General features: G+C 60.4%; 18 protein-coding genes and 2 pseudogenes. 6 read left to right on the top strand and 14 right to left on the bottom strand.

Annotated elements, in window-relative coordinates:
- The first annotated feature begins 22 nt into the window (after nucleotides 1-22).
- From THECO_RS07970 to THECO_RS07960, 3 genes are all read left to right on the top strand, one after another.
- Nucleotides 23-901, top strand: a complete 879-nt coding sequence (locus THECO_RS07970) for a tetratricopeptide repeat protein (protein ID WP_015254519.1) — start codon at nucleotides 23-25, stop codon at nucleotides 899-901.
- A gap of 18 nt (nucleotides 902-919) precedes the next feature.
- Complete coding sequence (locus THECO_RS21650) at nucleotides 920-1066, top strand: RidA family protein (protein WP_015254518.1); 147 nt, start codon at nucleotides 920-922, stop codon at nucleotides 1064-1066.
- 193 nt (nucleotides 1067-1259) lie between these two features.
- Nucleotides 1260-1691, top strand: coding sequence for a LysM peptidoglycan-binding domain-containing protein (locus tag THECO_RS07960; RefSeq protein WP_015254517.1), 432 nt, complete (start codon nucleotides 1260-1262; stop codon nucleotides 1689-1691).
- A 127-nt stretch (nucleotides 1692-1818) separates the two neighbouring features.
- Here the strand turns inward: THECO_RS07960 and THECO_RS07955 are convergent.
- Nucleotides 1819-2368, bottom strand: a pseudogene (locus tag THECO_RS07955) (CatB-related O-acetyltransferase); the annotation flags it as partial.
- A 186-nt stretch (nucleotides 2369-2554) separates the two neighbouring features.
- On the opposite strand from THECO_RS07955, the gene THECO_RS07950 reads away from it, so the two are divergent.
- Complete coding sequence (locus tag THECO_RS07950) at nucleotides 2555-3928, top strand: ISNCY-like element ISTco5 family transposase (RefSeq protein ID WP_015254516.1); 1374 nt, start codon at nucleotides 2555-2557, stop codon at nucleotides 3926-3928.
- 307 nt (nucleotides 3929-4235) lie between these two features.
- On the opposite strand, the gene nagB is transcribed toward THECO_RS07950, so the two are convergent.
- The 12 genes and pseudogenes from nagB to THECO_RS07890 all read right to left on the bottom strand — a co-directional run bounded on the left by nagB (nucleotide 4236) and on the right by THECO_RS07890 (nucleotide 17785).
- The gene (gene nagB / locus THECO_RS07945) at nucleotides 4236-5021 is read right to left on the bottom strand and encodes a glucosamine-6-phosphate deaminase (RefSeq protein ID WP_015254515.1); all 786 of its coding nucleotides are present in this window, start codon (nucleotides 5019-5021) and stop codon (nucleotides 4236-4238) included.
- Nucleotides 5018-6040 (bottom strand): ROK family protein, encoded by a 1023-nt coding sequence (locus tag THECO_RS07940; protein ID WP_015254514.1) that lies wholly within the window; start codon nucleotides 6038-6040, stop codon nucleotides 5018-5020. The genes nagB and THECO_RS07940 overlap by 4 nt, the downstream gene beginning before the upstream one ends.
- Nucleotides 6033-7211, bottom strand: a complete 1179-nt coding sequence (gene nagA, locus THECO_RS07935; protein WP_052835864.1) for an N-acetylglucosamine-6-phosphate deacetylase — start codon at nucleotides 7209-7211, stop codon at nucleotides 6033-6035. The genes THECO_RS07940 and nagA overlap by 8 nt, the downstream gene beginning before the upstream one ends.
- Nucleotides 7212-7216: 5 nt before the next feature.
- The gene (gene nagZ, locus THECO_RS07930; protein WP_015254512.1) at nucleotides 7217-8989 is read right to left on the bottom strand and encodes a beta-N-acetylhexosaminidase; all 1773 of its coding nucleotides are present in this window, start codon (nucleotides 8987-8989) and stop codon (nucleotides 7217-7219) included.
- A complete protein-coding gene (locus THECO_RS07925) occupies nucleotides 8986-10671 on the bottom strand; it encodes a response regulator (protein ID WP_015254511.1) in 1686 nt (561 codons plus the stop codon). Before THECO_RS07925 ends, nagZ begins: the two co-directional genes overlap by 4 nt.
- Complete coding sequence (locus tag THECO_RS07920) at nucleotides 10646-12469, bottom strand: cache domain-containing sensor histidine kinase (protein WP_015254510.1); 1824 nt, start codon at nucleotides 12467-12469, stop codon at nucleotides 10646-10648. Before THECO_RS07920 ends, THECO_RS07925 begins: the two co-directional genes overlap by 26 nt.
- 24 nt (nucleotides 12470-12493) lie before the next feature.
- Nucleotides 12494-13318, bottom strand: a complete 825-nt coding sequence (locus THECO_RS07915) for a carbohydrate ABC transporter permease (protein WP_015254509.1) — start codon at nucleotides 13316-13318, stop codon at nucleotides 12494-12496.
- Nucleotides 13318-14202, bottom strand: a complete 885-nt coding sequence (locus THECO_RS07910; protein WP_015254508.1) for a carbohydrate ABC transporter permease — start codon at nucleotides 14200-14202, stop codon at nucleotides 13318-13320. Before THECO_RS07910 ends, THECO_RS07915 begins: the two co-directional genes overlap by 1 nt.
- A 96-nt stretch (nucleotides 14203-14298) precedes the next feature.
- A complete protein-coding gene (locus tag THECO_RS07905) occupies nucleotides 14299-15711 on the bottom strand; it encodes an extracellular solute-binding protein (protein WP_015254507.1) in 1413 nt (470 codons plus the stop codon).
- Nucleotides 15712-15874: 163 nt separating this feature from the next.
- Nucleotides 15875-16468, bottom strand: coding sequence for an MFS transporter (locus THECO_RS22260; RefSeq protein WP_041853853.1), 594 nt, complete (start codon nucleotides 16466-16468; stop codon nucleotides 15875-15877).
- Between the two features lie 58 nt (nucleotides 16469-16526).
- Nucleotides 16527-17225, bottom strand: a pseudogene (locus THECO_RS22710) (MFS transporter); the annotation flags it as partial.
- Between the two features lie 32 nt (nucleotides 17226-17257).
- Nucleotides 17258-17785 (bottom strand): oligopeptide/dipeptide ABC transporter ATP-binding protein, encoded by a 528-nt coding sequence (locus THECO_RS07890; protein WP_083883168.1) that lies wholly within the window; start codon nucleotides 17783-17785, stop codon nucleotides 17258-17260.
- A 309-nt stretch (nucleotides 17786-18094) separates the two neighbouring features.
- Here THECO_RS07890 and THECO_RS07885 point away from each other — a divergent pair, with 309 nt between their 5' ends.
- On the top strand, nucleotides 18095-18340 hold the full coding sequence (locus THECO_RS07885) for a hypothetical protein (RefSeq protein ID WP_041853851.1): 246 nt from the start codon (nucleotides 18095-18097) through the stop codon (nucleotides 18338-18340).
- Nucleotides 18341-18513: 173 nt separating this feature from the next.
- Nucleotides 18514-19599, top strand: a complete 1086-nt coding sequence (gene xerS / locus THECO_RS07880; RefSeq protein WP_015254505.1) for a tyrosine recombinase XerS — start codon at nucleotides 18514-18516, stop codon at nucleotides 19597-19599.
- Nucleotides 19600-19657: 58 nt separating this feature from the next.
- Here xerS and THECO_RS22250 read toward each other — a convergent pair whose 3' ends face one another.
- Entirely contained in the window at nucleotides 19658-20080 is a 423-nt protein-coding gene (locus THECO_RS22250; protein ID WP_157373549.1) for a WGxxGxxG family protein, read from the bottom strand.
- Between the last annotated feature and the right edge of the window lie 59 nt (nucleotides 20081-20139).

Genomic DNA, 20139 nt, shown 5'->3' with positions numbered 1-20139 from the left:
GGGAAGACGGGAGAATACCGGCATGAACGAGGTTGAGACGCTGGAAACCCGGTCTTTGTTGGCACGGGCCCGGCAACTGATCGAATGGAGACGCTACAAGGAAGCGCTGCAGGAACTGGAGCAAATTCTGCGCATGGATCCCGAGAATCCCGATGCGATGTCGATGATCGCCAATGTGCATCTGCTTCAGGAGGATTATAAAAAAGCGCTTCACTGGACAGAAATGGCGCTCAAGTTTGAACCGGACCATCTGATCGCCTGGTATGTCCGGGTATGCGTGTTCTATCAGACCGAAAAGGTCAAAGAATTCTATAAAGCCGTGGAACATGCTTTAAGAATCGATCCCGATGAGCCGCAATACTATTTCATGAAGGCGAACTACGAGAACAGGAAAAAACGATTCAGAGAGGCCATGAGTTTGCTGGAAGAAGCGTTGAGGCTCCGTCCGGAGGAACCTCTTTTCCTGGCGGCGGCGAGCTACACAGCGGCGTTTTCCGGCCGTTTCGCCGAATCCGAGCAGTTGGAGCGTCAGGCGCTTCAATACAGCGCCGAGGATTCGCATACGCTGCTTTATCTGTCCTGGGCGGCCAGGGTGCGCGGCGATCACAAGAAGCAGGAAGAATACGCGCGGAGCGCGGTGCGCCTCAATCCGGAGGACAAGCAAATCCGGGATGAATATCTGGAAGCGTTGCAGTACAGCAACCTGTTCTACCGCTTATTCCTCTGGCCGATCATGAAACTGCGCAAGTTGAAGAGTTGGCAGGTCTTGTTGATCTGGCTGGTTGGCTGGATTTTTATACGGGGCATACTTGTTTTGTTCCTTATTTTCTATTTTATTGCATATTGGATTTCCCGGGCGATCGTGCACGTGCGCGTGTTCGGGTGGAGAAGGAGAACTTAGACGGGAGGCTGCGTAACGATGGATCAAGGTTATGCGGAACTAAAGCTGCGGGAGCTCGGGATCGAATTGCCCCGCGCAAGCAGTCCGGCGGCAAAGTACGCGAACTGTGTCATCGTGAACGAGCTGATGTTCGTCTCGGGCAAGGGGCCGACCAGCGGTGCGTAGGGAAGCTGGGCGAGACGTACACGACCGAGGAAGGCTACTCCGATCTGATCTTTGAGGTGTTCGGCGAGAAGGGGAGCCACACGCGTTCGGAGAGAACGGATTGAAAACCGAAACCGGGACATTTAACCAGTCGGAACTATTGCGCATATGGTGTGGTGGAAAACATTAATACACCCAAGGAGGATCACCATCCATGGAACGCGCATTTTTTCCGGGCACAGGATTCGGACCCGGACCGTTTTTCAACCCGTTCTTTTTTCCGAGAAGGCGATTCTTTCCGTTCTTCTTTGTTTCCCCGTTCGGCTTCCCGTTTTTCAGGGCTGAAGATGACCGGGACGGCATGTATCACACGAAACATCATTGCAAGGAAGGGGAGACGCTGGACAGTTTGGCTAAAACCTACAATTGCCCCCGTCCGATTCTTGAAGCGATGAATCCGCACATTCAACATCCGCATTATTTGACAGCGGGCACGGTTGTCCATATTCCGCGCCTGGATCAAATGGTTTGTTACAAACTTTATTTGGAGCAGGAAGTATATGATGAACGCGCCGCGTATCCGGGGTACGCTGCCCCGATGACCGGCCCGTATGCAGATGCGGCAAATCCCGCGCACCAAGGATAATAACACATAGACATATGTACAAAATACGGATTTTGTGAAACAATAGTGCGGACGTAATGTTGGACGCTGCCGCATCAACCCAAATTGGATCAGGCCGCTTTTTCTTTATTGCGCACTAACCATTCATTTATAAAGCGGATTTTTTCATTTTCCTCAACTCGTCGATTTTTCCGCTTACGATGGCGCCGATATATTGATTGATCAGTTCGATGCCGCAATCTCACCATTTGATCTCCAGCAGCTCTTGAATGACCTCGGGCGAAAATCTTTTGCGTATGATCTTTGCGGGATTGCCTCCGACGATCGTGTACGGTTCCACATCTTTGGTCACCACAGATTCTGCCGCAATGATCGCACCGTCCGATCCGTACGCCCGGCATGATCGTTGCGCGCCTTCCGATCCAGACGTCATTGCCGATTACGGTATCTCCTTTGATCGGAAGTTCATCCAGAGACGGTGTAAATGCCTCCCATCCATTTCCAAACAGATTAAAAGGATAGGTCGACCCGTCCATGCGATGATTTCCGCCGTCCATCATGAATCTGACCTCGGGCGCGATCGAGCAAAACTTGCCGATGATCAGCTTGGTTCCGATGACTTCATAATGGTACAGCACTTGATCCTCGAACGATTCTCCATTAACCGCATCGTAATAGGAATATTCGCCTGCGATAATATAATGACATTAAATAATTAATTAGTTTCCCCTGAAAAAGTCGGCTGTTTTAAGCAAAATAAAAGGAATTCATCTCCTCCATGTGGAAATAGGAAGTTGCCGAGACAACCTATCCCAAGAGGCGAATTCCTTTGTCTTAATAGTTCAACATCGCCCCTTGGGAATCCTTCCTTGAGGTGAAGAAAATTGTTGAAACTTCGCGACGAACAATTAACCCTGTGGGATACGATTCTTCCAGAAGAAATACGGAAACTGCCTGCCGAATTGGCGATCATCGATGAACTGTTGGACGACGAAAGCTTCCTGCAGCCGTTTATGGAAAAGCATCCAACCAAGACGAAGATGGGCCGTCCCACCTACCCCATCGAGAAATACTTGCGCCTCATGGTGCTCAAACGCAAGTATAACCTGGGATACGAGTCCTTGATCAAAGAAGTCGGCGACAGCATCACTTGGCGCCTGTTCTGCCGAATCGCGATCGATGAACCGATGCCGGATCCTTCGACGCTCATCTACGCCCGCAAACGCTACGGCGACGAAGTCGTCGAACAGTTGAACGAAGCGCTCCTGCACAAGCTGAAGGAAAAGGCGGTGCTGAAGCATCGCAAATTGCGCACCGATACGACGGTCGTGGAGTCCGACATTCACCACCCCACAGACGCAACCTTGCTGCAGGACGGCGTCAAAGTCATCACCCACCTGGTGCGGAAGATCCGCCAAGTCGCTTCCCATGCCGCGCAAGGCTTTGAAGACCGTACCGCCGAGATCAAGGAGAAGATTCTGTCCATCGCTAAGGTACTTCGCCGCCGCAGCCGGGAGTCTTGGGAAGAAGTCGACCGGATCACCGAAAGCGTCATCGAAGTGACGGAAGCCGTGGTCGAGCAAGCAAACGCGGTTGTCGCAAAAATACGGGAGACCGGCAAACGGATGGCGCACCAGAGCAAAGGGCGGCTTCAAACAGCCATCACGCTGACCGGCCAACTGATCCGCCAAGCCAAGCAAGTCGTATCGGGGACGCGGGTCATCCCGGATCGCATCGTCAGCTTTTTCGATCCGGAAGCCCGGCCGATCAAGAAAGGCAAGTTAGCCAAAGGAACGGAGTTCGGGTATAAAGTCCGGATTGACGAAACGGAGAGCGGCTTCATTACCGGATATGCCGTGTACAATGGCAACCCGGCGGACGATGAACTGCTCATTCCGGCGGTCAAAGCCCACATCGAAACATTCGGCGTCGCCCCAACAGCTGTCGCGACGGATCGCGGTTTTTCCAGCAAGAAAAACGAATCGGCAGTGACGGCGCTCGGCGTCAAACGGGCCAGCTTACCCCGAAAGGGCAAGAAAGGCCAGGCGAGAACGGAACATGAAAACCAACCTTGGTTCAAAGACTTGCAGCGCTACCGTGCAGCAGGAGAGGCCAGGATCAGCCTCCTCAAGCGAAAGTACGGTTTAGGCCGCAGCAGGTACCGGGGCCTTGTCGGCTCAAAAAGCTGGGTCGGGTTCGGAATCCTGACCCACAACCTGGACAGAGCGGCCAAAATGCTCGCGAAGGCAGCAAAATAAGGAAGAATAAGGTAAATGGGCAGTCCTGAAAAAGGATGGGGATGAGGTGATGTTCACGATCGGACTTTTTCAGGAGCAACTAATTATAGGATTAAAAAATAATCAGCCTCCTTTCCGGTTTACGGACAGGAGGCGCACAGGAACAAGACAGACGCACCGCTTATGCCGATAAGCAGCCGTCCTTCATGTTTGACTGTAAAAACCCGCACTTCTCCTATCCCGAAAACCGGTCAGCTCGATTTTCTTGCGGATAGGATCAGTGAACCATGGGCATCAAGTCATCCTTTCGCGGTGGAATAATTTATTTCTACCATAACCCATTCGTGGAATCAACTGGTTCATGGAAGGCGTTTTGTGTCGTTTGACACTTGATTCGCGCTGCCGCGCCTTCATCCAGCATCACCACCAGACGGGGATGAAGCTGCAACAAGGAAGCCGGGCATTCCGTCGTGATCGGTCCGGTCAGCGCCCGGTGAACGATGTCCGCCTTGTCGTTTCCTTTCACGACAAGCAGGATGGTCCTGGCGCTGAAAATGCTGCCCAATCCCATGGTGATGGCCCTTGTCGGCACCTCTTCCGGCGTACGGAAGAAACGGGCGTTGGCCTCCCGCGTTTGCGGATGCAGGATGGCCACGTGCGTTTTGCTGTGCAGCGCCCGTCCCGGTTCATTAAAACCGATATGCCCGTTGTGGCCGAGTCCGAGCAGCATGAGGTCGATCCGGCCGGCGGCCTGGAGCAGCCGATCATACCGTTCGCATTCGCGTTCCAGGTCCGCCGCGCAGCCGTCCGGGATGTGCGTTCGCTCCGGCGGAATATCGATGTGGCGGAACAGATGCTGATCCATGTAGTAACGGTACGATGCCGGATGATCCGGCGGCAATCCGACGTACTCGTCGAGATTGAACGATGCAACCCGCGCGAAACTGACCTCCCTCCGCCGAACCGCCGCCGTCAGCGCTTCGTAGATGCCGACGGGCGTTCCGCCGGTGGCCAGACCAAGGACCGCGTCCGGTTTTTGCCGCAGAAGCCTGACGATCGTTTGTGCCGCCGCCTCGTGCAATAGATTCGGATTTGCAAAGATGTTGAGCTTCAAACCGTATGTCCACCCCTTTCCTTGGCCGCGAGAGCGCTGCCGATCACGCCCGCTTCGTCCGTCCATCGGGCCGCGGTCACCTTCAACCTTTCGGAATGCAGCGGATGAAGCCGCTCCGACAGCGCCCGCCGCACCGGGGAAAGCAGCCGTTCGCCGGCGCGCGACACGCCGCCCCCGATCACCATGACGTCCGTGCCGAGCAGCGCGGCGCAGGCGGCGAGCGTGCTCCCGAGCGCCCGTCCGGTCTGCTCGAACACTTCGGCAGCCACCGCATCCCCCAGGTCCGCCGCTCTGGCCACGTCCTCCGCCGTCATGGATCGCTCCGCTTGGAGCCGCCCGGCTTTGGGCCGCTCGGGAAACCACTCGCCGAGCACGCTGGGCTTCCATCGCATCAGCTCTTTCGCCTGCCGCACGATCCCGCCCGCCGAAACCAGCGTCTCGAGGCAGCCGCTCATCCCGCAGCCGCACGCGTATTCGTTGCCGTCCACTTTGACATGGCCGATTTCCCCGGCCAGATCGCCGCCTGTCAGCAGGCGGCCGCGGTGCACGACGGCGGCGGCCAGTCCGGTGCCCACGGTGACGACGAGCGCGTCGTCGTATCCCGCCGCCGCTCCGACCGCGGCTTCACCGTAAGCGTACATCCGCACGTCGTTGTCCAGGATCACGGGAGCGCCCAACAGCGCGCCCAGCCGATCCGCGAGCGGAAAGTCCCGCAGGGGAAGATTGGCCGCGTGCCGGACCACGCCCCGCCGCGCGTCCAGAAAACCGGGGATGCCGACACCGACCGCGCGAAGCGCGCCCGTCTCCGGCGAAGACGGAAAAGCCGCTTTCGCCGAACGGATCGTGAGCAGCTCGCGCACCATCTCCGCGAGTTGCCGCACCAGCGCGTCGCCGTCGGAAGTTTCCGTCCGTTTTTTGACCGTGGCAAGCAGACGCCCCTCCGCATCCACCATGCCGGCCCCCGTGTTCGTCCCGCCGACGTCGATGCCGACAAACACGGATTCCGCTTCGTCAGCCATCAACACGCACTCCTTTGACATACGTGCGGACCACCGTCAAATCCGGTCCAAGCGCCACCAGATCGGCGTCTTTGCCGACTTCGATCGATCCTTTGCAGTCGTCCGCGCCGATTTGCCTGGCGGGATTGATTGTCAGCGCGGGAAGCACTTCGGCCAGCGGCAGGCCGGTGAACGCGACCGCCTGCTTCAGCGCCCGGTCCATCGTCAGGCAGCTGCCGGCCAAATTTCCGCTGTCCCGGAGCACCGCCTTGCCCTCTTTCACCGCCACGGGCAGCCCGCCCAACCGGTAGCCGTCGCCGTCCGGCATGCCGGCCGCCGCGATCGCGTCCGTCACCAGCGCGATCTTATCGCGGCGTTTGACCGCGAACACAAGCTTGACCACATCCGGATGGACATGAAACCCGTCGCAGATCAGCTCCACCGTCAGTTCGTCGCGGAGCAGCGCGGCGCCGACGATGCCCGGCTCGCGATGGTGCAGCGGGTTCATGGCGTTGAACAGGTGGGTGACGTGCGACGCCCCCGCCTCGATCGCCCGCCGCACGGTCTCCGAGTCGGCTTCGGAATGGCCGATGGAGACCGTGACGCCGCGGTCGCGCAGAGCGCCGATCCGGCGCAGCGCGTCGCCGCACTCCGGCGCCAGCGTCACCAGGCGCACCGCTCCCCGCCCGCGCGCCAGCAAATCCTCCATTTCATCCCGGTCAAACGGACGGATGAGCGCCGGGTTTTGCGCGCCGCACCGCCGGGGGTTGAGGAACGGCCCTTCCAGATGAAGGCCGAGCACCTCCGCACCGCCGGCGGCGACGCCCCTCTCCATCGCGCGTACAACGCCGACCACCGCACGTTCGAGCTCGTTTCTGGGCGCTGTCATCGTGGTGGCCAGGAAAGACGTCGTCCCGTGCAACGCGTGAAACCGCGCGATCCGCCCGATGGCCTCGTCATCGTCCGCCGCGTCCATCACGTCGGCCCCGCCGCCGCCGTGCACGTGGACGTCGACGAATCCGGGTACGATCGAGAGTCCTTCGGCGTCCCACACTTCATCGGCGTCGTCCGGCTTCGCCGGTGAACCGTCCTCCGGACCGCATATGCGCGCGATCCGCCCGCCGGCCGCATACACCGAACCGCCCGTCAACACCCGATCGGGCAAATAGACATTGGCGTTCCTGATCCACAATCCTTTCAAGTCTCTTCACCGTCTCGTTCTTTCCGAAATCCCGAAATGCCGTGCCCAAACGGATATCGCTCCGACAGGGTGACCGGCAGGCGGCCCCGGGCCTCCGTCTCCCCGGCCAGCACTTCGGCCAGCGCCTCCATCATGCAGGGGGTGTTCTCGTAACAGGCCGCGTAGGCGTGAACCTCCGGAAACGCGAGGAAATCGTACGGGTTGCGGAGCGCCGCCGCCGTCACCCGCACCCCTTCGCAGGCCAGCAGATGGTTCACCAGTTCGGTTTGTCCCGCCGCGAAGGCGGCGTTGTACGTCCCGACCACCACCTGCAGGAGTGTCCGATCGCTTCCCGGCTCTCCGCGGACCGCGGCGCGTTCGCGAATATCCTCCAGCGCCCTGTCGATCTCCGCCAGCGTCTCCCGAACCTCGTCTTCGCCGGGAACGGTGCCGATCCTGAACTCCTTCACCCGGCTGAGATACGGCGCGAGCGCCCGGCCCAACGTCAGCTCCCGGGCCAACGCTTCGTCCACTTCCGTTCCCTGCCGCACCTCGGGCCAGACGACGAACGTCGGCACATCCCGCCGAAGCGGCAGCGCGCCGCGCTCGTTCCGCACGAGCGTCACGCTGCGCCGGCAAACTTCCCGCGCGAGCGCCGCCGCTTCACCGCCGAAATCGAAATCATCCGGCCCGGTCCCGGCATCGGAGCGAGCGGCCGGAACGGGACCGACCGGGACCGCCGCCGACTGTCTGGCCTTCAGCCCCGCAATGCGCCGCACCGACTCGTCGATTCGCGCTTCGGCGATTTCGCCGGCTTCGACCGCCTCGTAGAGCGCGTCGAGCGCGGCTTTTTGCAGCGCCGGCGTATGGCTGACCAGCACGACGTCCGCGCCGGCCTTCACCGCCATCACCGCCCCGCGGGCGACGCCCACCGTACCTGCGATCGCCTTCATTTCCAGACAGTCCGTAAACACCACGCCGTCGTATCCCCATTCGTCCCGCAGCAGGCCGCGCAGAATGCGCGGCGACAACGTCGCCGGAAGACCGTCCGGTTCCAACGCCGGAAACCGCACGTGCGCGGTCATGATCGCGTCCGCGCCGGCGGCGGCCGCCAGCCGGAACGGCAGCAGCTCCACTTCTTCCAGGCGCTTCCGGTCGTGCGGCACGGTCGGCAGCTCCCGGTGCGAATCGGCCACGGTGTCGCCGTGACCCGGAAAATGCTTCGCGCAGGCGACCACCCCCGCCTCCCGGTATCCCCGGATGGCCGCAATGCCCAGTTCGGCCGCCAGTTCCGGACGCTCGCCGAACGAGCGCACGCCGATGACCGGATTGGCCGGGTTGTTGTTGACGTCCAGGCAGGGCGCGAAGTTCAGGTTGACGCCCAGCCGCATGAGCTGCGCGCCGGACGCATAGGCCGTCTCGCGCGCCCACTTCGCCGAGCGCGTCGCGCCGAGCGCCATGTGGCCCGGCATGACCGTCACGCCCTGGTCGAGGCGCGCCACCATGCCGCCTTCCTGGTCGACGGCGATCCACAGCGGCACCTTCGTCGCCTCCGCAGCGAGTTCGCGCAGCGCGGCCGACAGCCGAGCGACTTCGGCGACGCTGCCCGCGTTCCGTCGGAAATAGATCACCCCGCCGAGCTTGCGTTCGCGGATCAGCGCCCGAATTTCGTCCGTCGGCGCCTTGCCGTCGAAGCCGGCCATCACCATCTGCCCGATTTTGTCGCGCAGGCTCCAGCCGGCCAGGTTCACGCCTTCACCTGTTCCCCTCCACGCTCCCGCTTTGCTCAATTCGTCCCGCTCTCCTTCCGGTCATGCTTTTTTCGCCGTTCCCGCCATGCCGACGGCAGTTCGCCGGTCACCTTGTGGAACACCTTGTTGAAATATCTCCGCTCGGCGTAACCGACCGAACGGCCGATGTCCGAAATGCTTCGATCCGTGAGGAGCAGCAGCGACTTGGCCAGCTCCACCCGTTCCGCCGTCACGTACTCCAGGAATGTGGCGCCGAAATGCTGTTTGAACAGCAGGCTGAAATAGCTGGCGCTGATGCCGAGGTGCCCGGCCACTTCGTCGACGCCGAGATCCCGGGACAGGTTCCGGTCGATGTAATCCTTCGCGATGTGCATGAGCCGGTCGCCGGTCTTTTGGCGTTCCGACGTTTCCAGGCTCAGCTCCACGATGCGCCGCACGGCCGCGAACATGTCGCTCACCCGGTCGGCCAGCTCCACGAGACGCCAGATTTCGTCCTCCTGTTCGGCGGTCAGCGCGCCCAGCGCCCGCATTTCGCGCAGCAAATAGAGCGCGATGAAATGGGCCGCCTTCTCGGCCCGGGCCAGCGACCGCCCCGACTCCGCCGCAAGGCGCGCCGTCAGCAGGCGCAGCGCCTCTTCGACGCGAACGCGCTCCACCCGCTTCAGCGCGGCGACCAGTTGTCCGACCGGCCCCCACAGGTCCTCCCGGTTCGCCTCCTCGCCCGCCGTTTCGCCGTTCCAGAGCACCGAGCGGTTCCGGTCCGCGGCCAGATGCACCGTGCGCTGCAGCGAGCGGAACACCCGGGACAGTTCATGGATCGCAATTTCCGCCGGGTGGATGCCGACCGTGACGGGCAGGCCCGCATGGGTCCACACCGCTTCCTGCAGCAGCGCCGCCCACCGCCCGGCGCGCTCGCGCAGCCCGTCCGTGCGCCGCCCCGCCGGCTCAAGCGGTTCGGCATCCCGCTGCCCCGCAGTCTCTCCCGGCTCTGCCTCCTCGTCCCCTGCGCTGCAGCGCCCGATCAGCACGCACCACTCGCCTTCACGCATCGGCAGCACGGCGTGCCTGAGCCCCTCCGCCGCAAGCGCGTCCCGCAGCGCGTCGCGCGCCTCGACCAGCCACATCTTCCGCTCGCGCTCCCGGACGACGCGGCACCGCTGCGCGTAGTCGTCAATGTCGGCGAGCATCATGACAAAACGCCACCGCTCCGGCTCCTCCCCGTCGATCCAGCGCGGCGGCGGAGCGGAGGCGTGATCCGTCAGCAGATCGTGCAGCATTTTCTCGTACGCCAGGCGCATCGCCTGATCCAGCCGCGACTGCTCGCTGTCCCGGGCCTGCCTTCGTTCGCGGATCGCGCCCGCCAGCCGTTCGATGAGCGCGGTCAGTTCGTCGTAGCGGATCGGCTTCAGCACATAATCGCGCACCCCGTACGGAATGACCGAGCGGGCATAGTTGAAATCCTGATACCCGGTGAGCATCACCACTTCCGCTTCCCCGTCCGTCTCGCGCAGCTGCCGCAAAAACTCGATCCCGTCCATGACCGGCATGCGGATGTCGCACAGAATGAGGTCCGGACGGTGCCGCCTCGCGATGTCGAGCGCCTGCACGCCGTTTCGCGCCAGCCCGACGACTTCGATGTCCAGATCCGCCCACGGCAGCACCGCGTGCAAGTTTTGCAGAATCGGCTTTTCGTCGTCAACGAGCATCGCCTTCAGCCTCACGGGCAACCCCTCCCGCCATCTTCGGAATGACGATTTTGATCACGGTGCCCCGCCTCGGCTCGCTGCAGACGAACAGGCCATAGCGGCCGCCGTAGCGAATGCGGATGCGGTCCGCCACGTTGCGGACGCCGAGCCCGCGCCGCTCTCCCGTCTCCGGCGCGTCGCCGTGCCCGGCGGACGCGTCGGGGACGGCTTCGATCGCCGCCAGCCGTTCCGGCGGGATGCCGATGCCGTTGTCCTCGACGCAGAACGCGATCCGTTCCCCTTCTTCGCGCGCGGTGACGCGGATGTGGCCCATGTACCCGATGCCCTCGAAGCCATGCTGGATGCAGTTTTCGACCAGCGGCTGCAGCGTCAGCTTGGGCATGAGGCAGTTCATGATCGCGGGCGGCACGTCGATGTCGAATTGAAACAGATCGTCGAAACGGTATTTCTGAATCTCCAGATAACTGAGCAAGTGGTCCAGTTCCTGCGCCACCGTAATTTCTTCCCGCTGCAGAATGCTGATGCGCAGCATGCTGCCGAGCCGCGTCACCATCCGGCTGACCTTCTGCCCTTCGTTCTGCACGGCCAGCGCGTTGATCGACTCCAGCGCGTTGAACAGGAAATGCGGCTTGATCTGCGCCTGCAGCGCCTGCAGCTCGGCGCGCGTCTTGCGTTCCTGCTGCCGCTTCACTTCCTCGAGCAATTCCGCGAGGCGGCTGACCAGCCGGTTGAACCCGCGGGCCAGGAGCGACGTCTCGTCGTTGCCCTGCAGCGGCAGCCGGGCGGTCAAATCGCCCCGTTCCACCCGGCCCATGACGTGCACGGTTTGCACGATCGCCCGCGCGACCCGGTTGGCGAACAGCCGGATGAACAGCAGCGCCGACGCGAGGCAGAGGAGCAGGATGGCCGCGACCCAGCGGGAGTACTGCAGCACTTCGCTGGACAGGGCGTGCCAGGAGGTGACGGACACCAGGCGCCAGTCTTCGATCCCTGAGCCGATGCTGGAGATGACGCTGTCCTGTCCGTCAAACCGGCTGCGCGCGCTTCGGTACGCCTCACCAGACAAAAGCGGTCGTTCCGCCAGCTCGGACAGCCGTTTTCCGTTCAGGGCGCCGCCGCTGTCGTACAGCACCAATCCGCCGCCGTTCACGATGAAAAACCGGGTGGCGGTCTGGTTTTGCCGGTAACGGAAATACCGGAACACCGATTCCAGGCCCGAATTTTTGATCTGAACCAGCAAAATGCCCTTGTCTTGCAGCGTGTCGATGTCTTTCACGACGCGGATTTGCGTAAATACCGGCTCCGAACCGGTCAGTTCCGGATATTCATAGGGGCCTACCCACAGCGGCAGGCCGTCCCGCTCCAGCACTTGCTTATGCAGCCGCGTCTCGATGAACTGCGCGTACGGCATGGCCTGAAACCGCTCTTTCGTGAAAATGCGGTAAATCCGTCCGTCGTCCAGCGCGTACATCAGGGCGTAACTGACCGATGGGTGATAGACGAGCAGCTCCCGGAACTTCTGCTGCACCTCGTTCAGGTTGAGGTAATCGATGTCCTCCACATCTCCGCCGTATGCATCGTTCAGTACATCCTGGATGGCGTCGCTGGCGATCGTGCTGTCGGTCACCTGGTTCATTTCCCTGAAAATGAAGCCGACCGACTGGCTCAGCGCGCGCAGCGTCAGTTCCGTCTGGCGGGAATGCTTCTCCTCGATCAGACCGGTCACCAGCGTGTAGAGCGCGACGGCCAGCACGACGAGCGGAACGATGATCAGAACCAGAAACGCGCCGAACAGCTTGAACCTCAGCGACATCGCACCCGGACTCCTTCGGACCGATTACCCCTTGACGCTGCCGACGGTCAACCCTTCGATGATTTTCTCCTGCAAAAACGCGTACAGCGCGAGCACCGGCGCCACGCTGAACACGATACCGGTACAGATCAGCGCGTAGTTCGTCTGGAAGGCGTCGCGAAACCCGACCATCCCGGTCGGCAGCGTCCGCAGCGCGTCCTTGCTGATGAAAAAGTTCGCCAGCAAATACTCGTTCCACGCGCCCAGAAAATTCACGATGAAGACGGTGACCAAAGCCGGCAATGTAAGCGGTAAAACTATTTTGGCAAAAAGTCCCGCCGAACTCAATCCGTCCATGATCGCCGCCTCCTCCAGTTCGCGCGGCAGCGACTTCATGAACGCCGCAAGGAGCAGCACGCCGAGCGGCAGCGCGCCCGCCGTGTAAGGGAGAAACAGCGCCCAGTGGGTGTTCAGCACGCCCAGCTTCATGACCAGCAAATATTGCGCGATGAACAGCACGTTGCCCGGGATGAACATGCCGATGAGCACCGTTTGATAGATCCATTTGCCGGCGCGCGGGAACCGCATCCGGACGATCGCGAACGCCGTGGCCGCGGCCAGCAGGGTGGAAGCGAGCGCGGACGTGAACGACAAATAGACGCTGTTGAAGAAATAGACGCCGATTTTGGCCTTGACCCAGGCTTCCGCGTAATTCTCCACGTGCCACGTTTTCGGAATCCCGAACGGACTCTCCGCGATTTCCACGTTGCTTCCTTTCAGCGAGGAAAACACGACGAACACGAACGGAAAAAGGACGACGGCGACATACGCCAGCAGCACCGCATGCGGCACGGCCCGCTTGAGCAGCATCAGAACTCGCCTCCTTGCATCCGCCGGCCGAACGTGAACTGGTAAATCGACGTCAGGACGAGCGCGAAGGCGAAAATGATGAGGGCAATCGCCGTGCCGAACCCGTAGTTCGGGTCGACGCCCATCGCTTCGTTCACCATGTACGACGCCATCACTTCCGTCGCGCCGACCGGTCCTCCCTTCGTCATGACCAGCACGATGTCGACGACGCGCATCCCGCCGGCGATCGACAGCATCACCACGACGGAGATGATCGGCAGAATGAGCGGAACCGTAATGTTAAGCGCCCGTTGCCAGCCGCTGGCGCCGTCCACGACCGCCGCCTCGTGAATCTCCCGCGGAATGGCCAGAATGGCGGCCAGCACCAGCACGATGTAGAAGCCCATCCACTGCCAGGCGTTCGTGATCAGCACGGCCGGCAGCGCCCATTTCGATTCCGCCAGCCAATAGATCGGACCCGCGCCGAACAGCGCGAGCAGCCGGTTGAGCGGCCCGACCTCCGGTTCGTAGATGAACCCCCACAGAATGCCGATGACGGACGTGGACACGATGGAAGGCACAAACACGGTCGTCTTGTAGAAGCCCCTGAGCCGCTTGACGGACGCGATCAGCAGGGCGAACAGCACGATGAGCGGAATTTGCACGAACACCGAAAACCCGATGAAAATGAGGTTGTTCACGATCGCGCGGCGAAAGTCCGGGTCGCCGAAGGCGTCGGCGAAATTGGACCAACCGACAAAGCGATAGCTTTCCAGGCCGTTCCAGTCGGTGAACGCGTAAAAGGAAGACGACAGCATCGGCCAGAGGAAAAACAGACCGTACAAGAGCAGCGTCGGGGCGATGAACAGCGTATAGATCCATGGATTGCGCATCGGATGTTTCAAACGGCTCCACCTCCATGAACAGACGGCGCCGCCCGCGCCAGGCGGGGCGGCGCCGCCACAAGGCTTCCGGACTCGGACCCGGCTCTCTTGCGGCACTTACGACTTCGCGTTGGCCTCCTGCTGGACTTCCTGCAACGCTTCCGTCACCTGCGCGGCGGTCGCCTGGCCGGCAATCAGCTTCTGGATTTGCGCCTCGGACTCCTTGTAAACGTCCGATGAGACGGTGGAGTCGAAGTGCGAGAACGCGCCGCCGGCTTGCCGCATCGTTTCCATGATCTGCTTGACAAGCGGGTCCTCCACTTTGCCGATCGCGTCATCGGACAGCTTCATCGACGGCAGCACGCCGTCTTCCAGCAGTCCCCTGAGCTGCATTTCTTCGCTGTACATGTTTTTGATGAACGCCTTCACGGCGGCCAGCTCGCGTTCGTTCAAATCGGCGGAGAACCCGTAGCCGTTGCTGTAGTTCCCGTTGACGAACGTTTGATCGCCTTTGCCGCCGGGCACGGGAGGCATCGGGAAAAATCCGACCTTGCCGGTGAGCTCGCCCGCCTGCTCCGGATCCTTGAACACGGACGAACGCCAGCTGCCGTCGAACATCATGCCCGCCTTGCCCGTCACAAACTGGTTCAGCATGTCGGCGTACTCGAGGCCGAGCTCGCCTTTGGTGAAGTACCCTTTTTTGACCCATTCTTCATATTTCGCGAACGCGGCCGTCACTTCCGGCGAATTCCACGCGTGCGTGCCGGCGGGGAAACCGTCGATCGCCTCGGGGCCGGCGTAGCGGCCGATCAGCGTGTTGACCATCATGAGCGGCACCCACGCGCCTTTCGACCCCATGGCGAACGGGGTGATCCCGTTCTGTTTGAGTGTTTCCGCGGCCGCCTCCAGCTCCTCCCATGTCGTCGGCACCTTGATGTTGTACTGCTCGAACAGCGGGATGCTGTAGAAAAATCCTTCCGTGCTTCCGCCGATCGGCAGGCCGTATACTTTGCCGTCCAGCGTAAACTGGCTCAGGTTGAGGAACTTGTCGGCGATGCCCAGCTCTTCGATGATCGGCGTCACGTCGAGCAGCCTGCCGGCTTTGGCGTACTTCAACGCGTCGCCCGCGCCGCCGAACAGGTCGAAGATTTTCGGCGGATTGCCCGCGGCCATCTCGGCCGGCAGCTTCGTGAAGCGGTTGACCTGGTCCTCGACGCCGTCGAGCTCGAACTTCAGGCCGGGGACTTCCGCCTCCGTTTGCTTCACCACGTCGTCCAGAATCGCTTTCCGGAATTTTTGCGCTTCGCCGATTTGAATATGCCGGAGCGAAACGGTGAACGGCTCGGCGTCCGCCTGCGGCTCCGTCCCGGACGTCTCGCCGCCGGTATTGCCGCTTTCCGACGCGCCAGGCGAATTGCTGACGCCGTTTCCGTTGGTTGCGTTTTCATTTTTGTTCGAACCGCATGCCGCAAGCGCCGCGGACAGGGCGAGGAACAGGACCATGACGGCGATTCCCAACCTTTTTTTCATCGACTGACCTCCCGTCTGTGGTTTCGTATCACAGTTTCAATTATAGAGAGAGGTCGGCGTTCGGCAGAAGATACATAATTCCATGATTACGGGATAAATTTCTTGAATAGCTGCGGTTGGGTCGCCAAAGGCCTGCATGAAAGGACAAGAGTTGTGCACTCCATTATGACCGGATATGAACGTTCTCGCCGCGGCTTGCGCATGGTTCACTCGGCGGCTTACGGCGCAGCATCAACAGAATCGGCATGGCAACTGCAAGAAAAATGACGATGAGCAGGAAGGTGTCTTGCAGCCCGGCCATATATACGACCGGGTTCGCCTCGCCGCCTTCACTGCCCGCCGGAATGCTCCCGGGACCTTGCAGCGATCGGGATCTTGCTTCCAGACGCTGATAAAAATAAGAAACGAAGCAGCCGACGCCGATTCCGCCAAATACTTGCCTCACCCAGTGCAAAAGCGCCGAAGCGTGTCCCGACATCTCCCTCGCAACCGCCTGCATGCCGACGTTCAACAGCGGCGTCAGCGACAAGCCGATGCCGACATTGCGCATGCACATCCAGAATACCGCATACGCCGTTCCCGTGGCGGGCCCGAAACCCGCAAACGCCCAGGTGCTGATGAGAAGAAGCACTGTACCCGCCGCAATCAACGAGAATGCGCGGACGCTGCCGCTCAATCTGCCGGCGGCAATCGTTGCGGCGGTTACCGCGCATGCGCCCGGCAGGAAGAGCAGTCCGACTTCGAATGGGGTGTACATGGACAACGAACACGATGAAAGCCAGCGTTCCCGCCAGCAGCCCGATGATCGCTGCGGGCGAACCCAGTCCCCAGGCGTGGAGATTTCCGAATACCATGAGATAAGCCGCGCTGGCGGCCGCTGCCAGAAACATGCCCCACCCGTCCAGTCCGGGACGCCGGGGCGAAGCCGCTTCGGGCAAATACCGAAGGCCGATCAACATCGCGGCTGCGCTGGGGATGACGGTTACCCAGAACATCATCGGCCAGTACACGCCTTGAAACCACCCGCTTGCGCTCGGCGCTACGGCGGTAGCGGTAATCGAAGCCGCAGACCATACGGAGACGGCCTGCGGCTGTTTTGCCCTTGGTACAATCTGATACAGCAGAGCCAGCGTGACGGGCTGAACAAGCCCCGAGAACACGCCCTGGATCGTCCGGAACACGACCAGCGAGCCGAGGTTCCAGGCAATGCCGCAGCATACGGACGTCAGCGTCAAACCCGCCATGCATACGGCGAAAATGCGCCTGTACCCGAACCGCGAGCCCAAATACCCGCTGATCGGCGCGATCATGCCGGCGGCCAGCATAAAGCACGTGACCAGCCATTGCAGGGACGCCGGGTCCGCGTCGAAAATGCCGGCGAATGCCGGGATGGACACGTTCAGCGATACCGTATGGTAGATGCCGACAAATGAGCCGGCAATCAAGGCGAACTGCCCGCTCCAGCCCGAAGGGCGGCTGCCGGAATTGCCCGTCTCCGGCTCAAAATGCTCCATCTTGTATCTCTCCACACCGGAATTTTATTTGATCAGGCCGGAAAATGGCAGGCCGCGTAATGACCCGGACCGATTTCCTGAAGCTCGGGAGCCTCCAGCTTGCAACGCTCCGTCGCCGCCGGACAGCGCGGATGGAACCGGCAGCCGGAAGGCGGCGCGGCGGGCGACGGGACTTCCCCTTCGATCACCCGGGCCGTTCCTCTGCCGGCGGGATCCGGATGCGGGATCGAGGCGATGAGCGCCCTTGTGTAGTGATGGGCCGGATGCAGGAACAATTCCGCGCTGTCCGCCACTTCAACAAGCTGTCCGAGATACATCACACCGATCCGGTCGGACAGATGGCGCACCACATGCAGCCCGTGCCCGATGAACAGATACGTGAGCCCCATCCGCTCCTGAATGTCCAGCAGCAAATTCACAATCTGCGCCTGAACGGAGACATCGAGCGCCGACACCGGTTCATCCAGCAGCAGAAAAGCCGGGTTCAGCGCGATGGCGCGTGCGATGCCGAGCCGCTGCCGCTGCCCTCCGGAAAATTGATGCGGGTAGCGGTCGGCCATGTATCACTTCCGGATGCCGGTGGATTTCCCGCCGCCACTGCACCATTTCATCTTGCATTGAACGAATGCATGCCAATATGGGAGCGGTGTCCATCACCGAATCCGCTTCGATTTCCGGCATGCTCATAAGACCTTTCCCATGCCGATCGCACACCTGATGCTGTTCTGAGTTGAGCCCAGCTTAAGCTGATTTTTCCCCATGCCTGAACCTCCCGCACGTAATTTCAAACATTTCATATCTGTTTAGTGTTATTTGGGTTGCTATTCATACTGTAACCTCAAGATGACCTTCCGGGGATATACGAAAGATTGAACGTTGATTCGGAGATTTCTATCAAAGGCTTCTGCAAGGATCAACCGGCTGCGGCGGCCGTCCAAAAGCCGCCGGAACATGGAACGGATCGGCATGAAGATCGGATTTATCAAAGCGTTGTGGACCTACTGGGACACCGGCCCGAAAACGCCGCCGCGGCCGCGCTGTATGAGAAGACAGGCTTTCATGTTACCGGCGAGATCATCGGGGGCAAGATTGTCTGTTGCTATTCATTTGATTGATCCGCAATGTAGTTTACATAATTTTTATTATGGAATATATAAACCGAAATGAATTTATAAGTTTACATAATATTAATTACAATCACTATTAACCTTACAACTCCGGATGCCAACCTTCCCCGCTGATGGTACAATAAGACTTGTCAGAGCACCGGCCCATACGGAGGGATCGCATGAACGTCATCAAGCTGAAAGACAGACAGGAGCTCGACCGGCGCGTGCCTTCGATGCCTTGGTACGTGGAGCAGTTCATCAACTACAAACTGCCCGATCTGTCCCCCTCTTCCCTGCTCGAATACGTCCGCGACTACGAAACTTTCTTTCGCTGGCTGATGGCGGAGGGGCTGACGGAGGCGCGGGAGATGAAAAATATTCCGCTCTCCGACCTCGAGAATTTGCGCATGGAGACGATCGACCATTACAAAATGTACCTCGCCGCGCACAAAGACCGGGCCAACAGCCGGACCACGATCTCGCGCAAACTGTCCTCGCTTCGCTCGCTGTTCCATTATTTGAGCCAGATTGCCGAGGACGAAAATTTTTACCCGCTGCTCAAGCGGAATGTGATGGCGAAAGTGTCGATCAAACGGACGCACAAACCGAAAGATTTGGCGGCGCGTCTCGAAGGAAAGCTGCTGCAAGAGGATGAAATCGCGGAATTTTTGCAATATGTGAGGGAATACTATGCCGGCGACCTGGCGGGCAACAAACAGGCGCTTGCGGCCTACGAGCGGAACAAAGTCCGCGATGCCTGCATCATCAGCCTGATCCTCCACTCCGGCCTGCGGGTATCCGAAGTTGTCAACCTGAACGTCGACGACGTCGACTTGAAGCGCAAGCTGGTTTACGTTTACCGCAAAGGCGCCAACGACGAGACATTCAAGACGCCCGTCTATTTCCGGCAGGACGCGGTCGAAGATCTGAACCGCTATCTGCAGCTCAGGGAAAGCCGCTACAACGCGCCCAAGAAAGAAAAAGCGCTCTTCCTCGCCGTGGCGAACGGCAAGAAGGAAGGCTCGCGCATGACCAAGCGGGCCATCCAGGAGATGGTCATCAAGTACGCGAGACGGTTCGGCAAACCGTATCTTTCCGTGCACAAACTGCGCCATTCCTTTGCAACCGACTATTATCTGCGCAACGATCTGTACAAGACGCAGGAGCAGCTCGGACACGCCTCGCCGGAGACGACGCAAATTTACGCCCATCTGACGGACAAGACGATGGCCGAGGCGATCGACCGTCCGAGAGCGGATGCGTGACGGCAATGAAAAAGCCGAGGGTTCTTCTTGCCGAAGAACGCTCGGCTTTGCCGCTATTTCAGCGGCCCGTCTCACGATTGCGGCCGCGAAGACCCGCAAGTCCGATCAGACCGAGCAGGCCCAGCCAGCCCCAGTCAAAATCGTTGTTGTTGTCAGTAGCCGCCGCGCGGACCGTACGTTCCGTACCGCGAACCATACGTTCCGTACCGCGAACCGTACGATCAATCAACCCGTTGTTGTCGCCGTTAACGTTGTTGCGGCGGAAGTTGCGGTCATTGTCCATGAAATTGGTCGTTGCCGGGTCTTCCATCATACGGTTGGTGTAACCGCTCGTCCCCGATTTGTTCACGCCCGTTCCCGTGTACGCGGATGTGTGGCCTTTGCCCGTCGAGCTATTCACACCGCCCTCCGCGAATACAGGGGAAGATAACGCCAACATCAGGGCTATTGCGGCGACCGCACCTTTCAAAGTACGTCTCATTCGAATCGGCTGCCACCTTTCTCTCCAGGGATGGATTGAGCGTCGGGCACTCTTCGCCG

Source organism: Thermobacillus composti KWC4 (assembly GCF_000227705.2).
GTDB classification, from domain to species: Bacteria; Bacillota; Bacilli; order Paenibacillales; family Paenibacillaceae; genus Thermobacillus; species Thermobacillus xylanilyticus.
The sequence above is the reverse complement of the archived record's forward strand: the minus strand, read 5'-3'. Positions and strand labels throughout refer to the sequence as shown.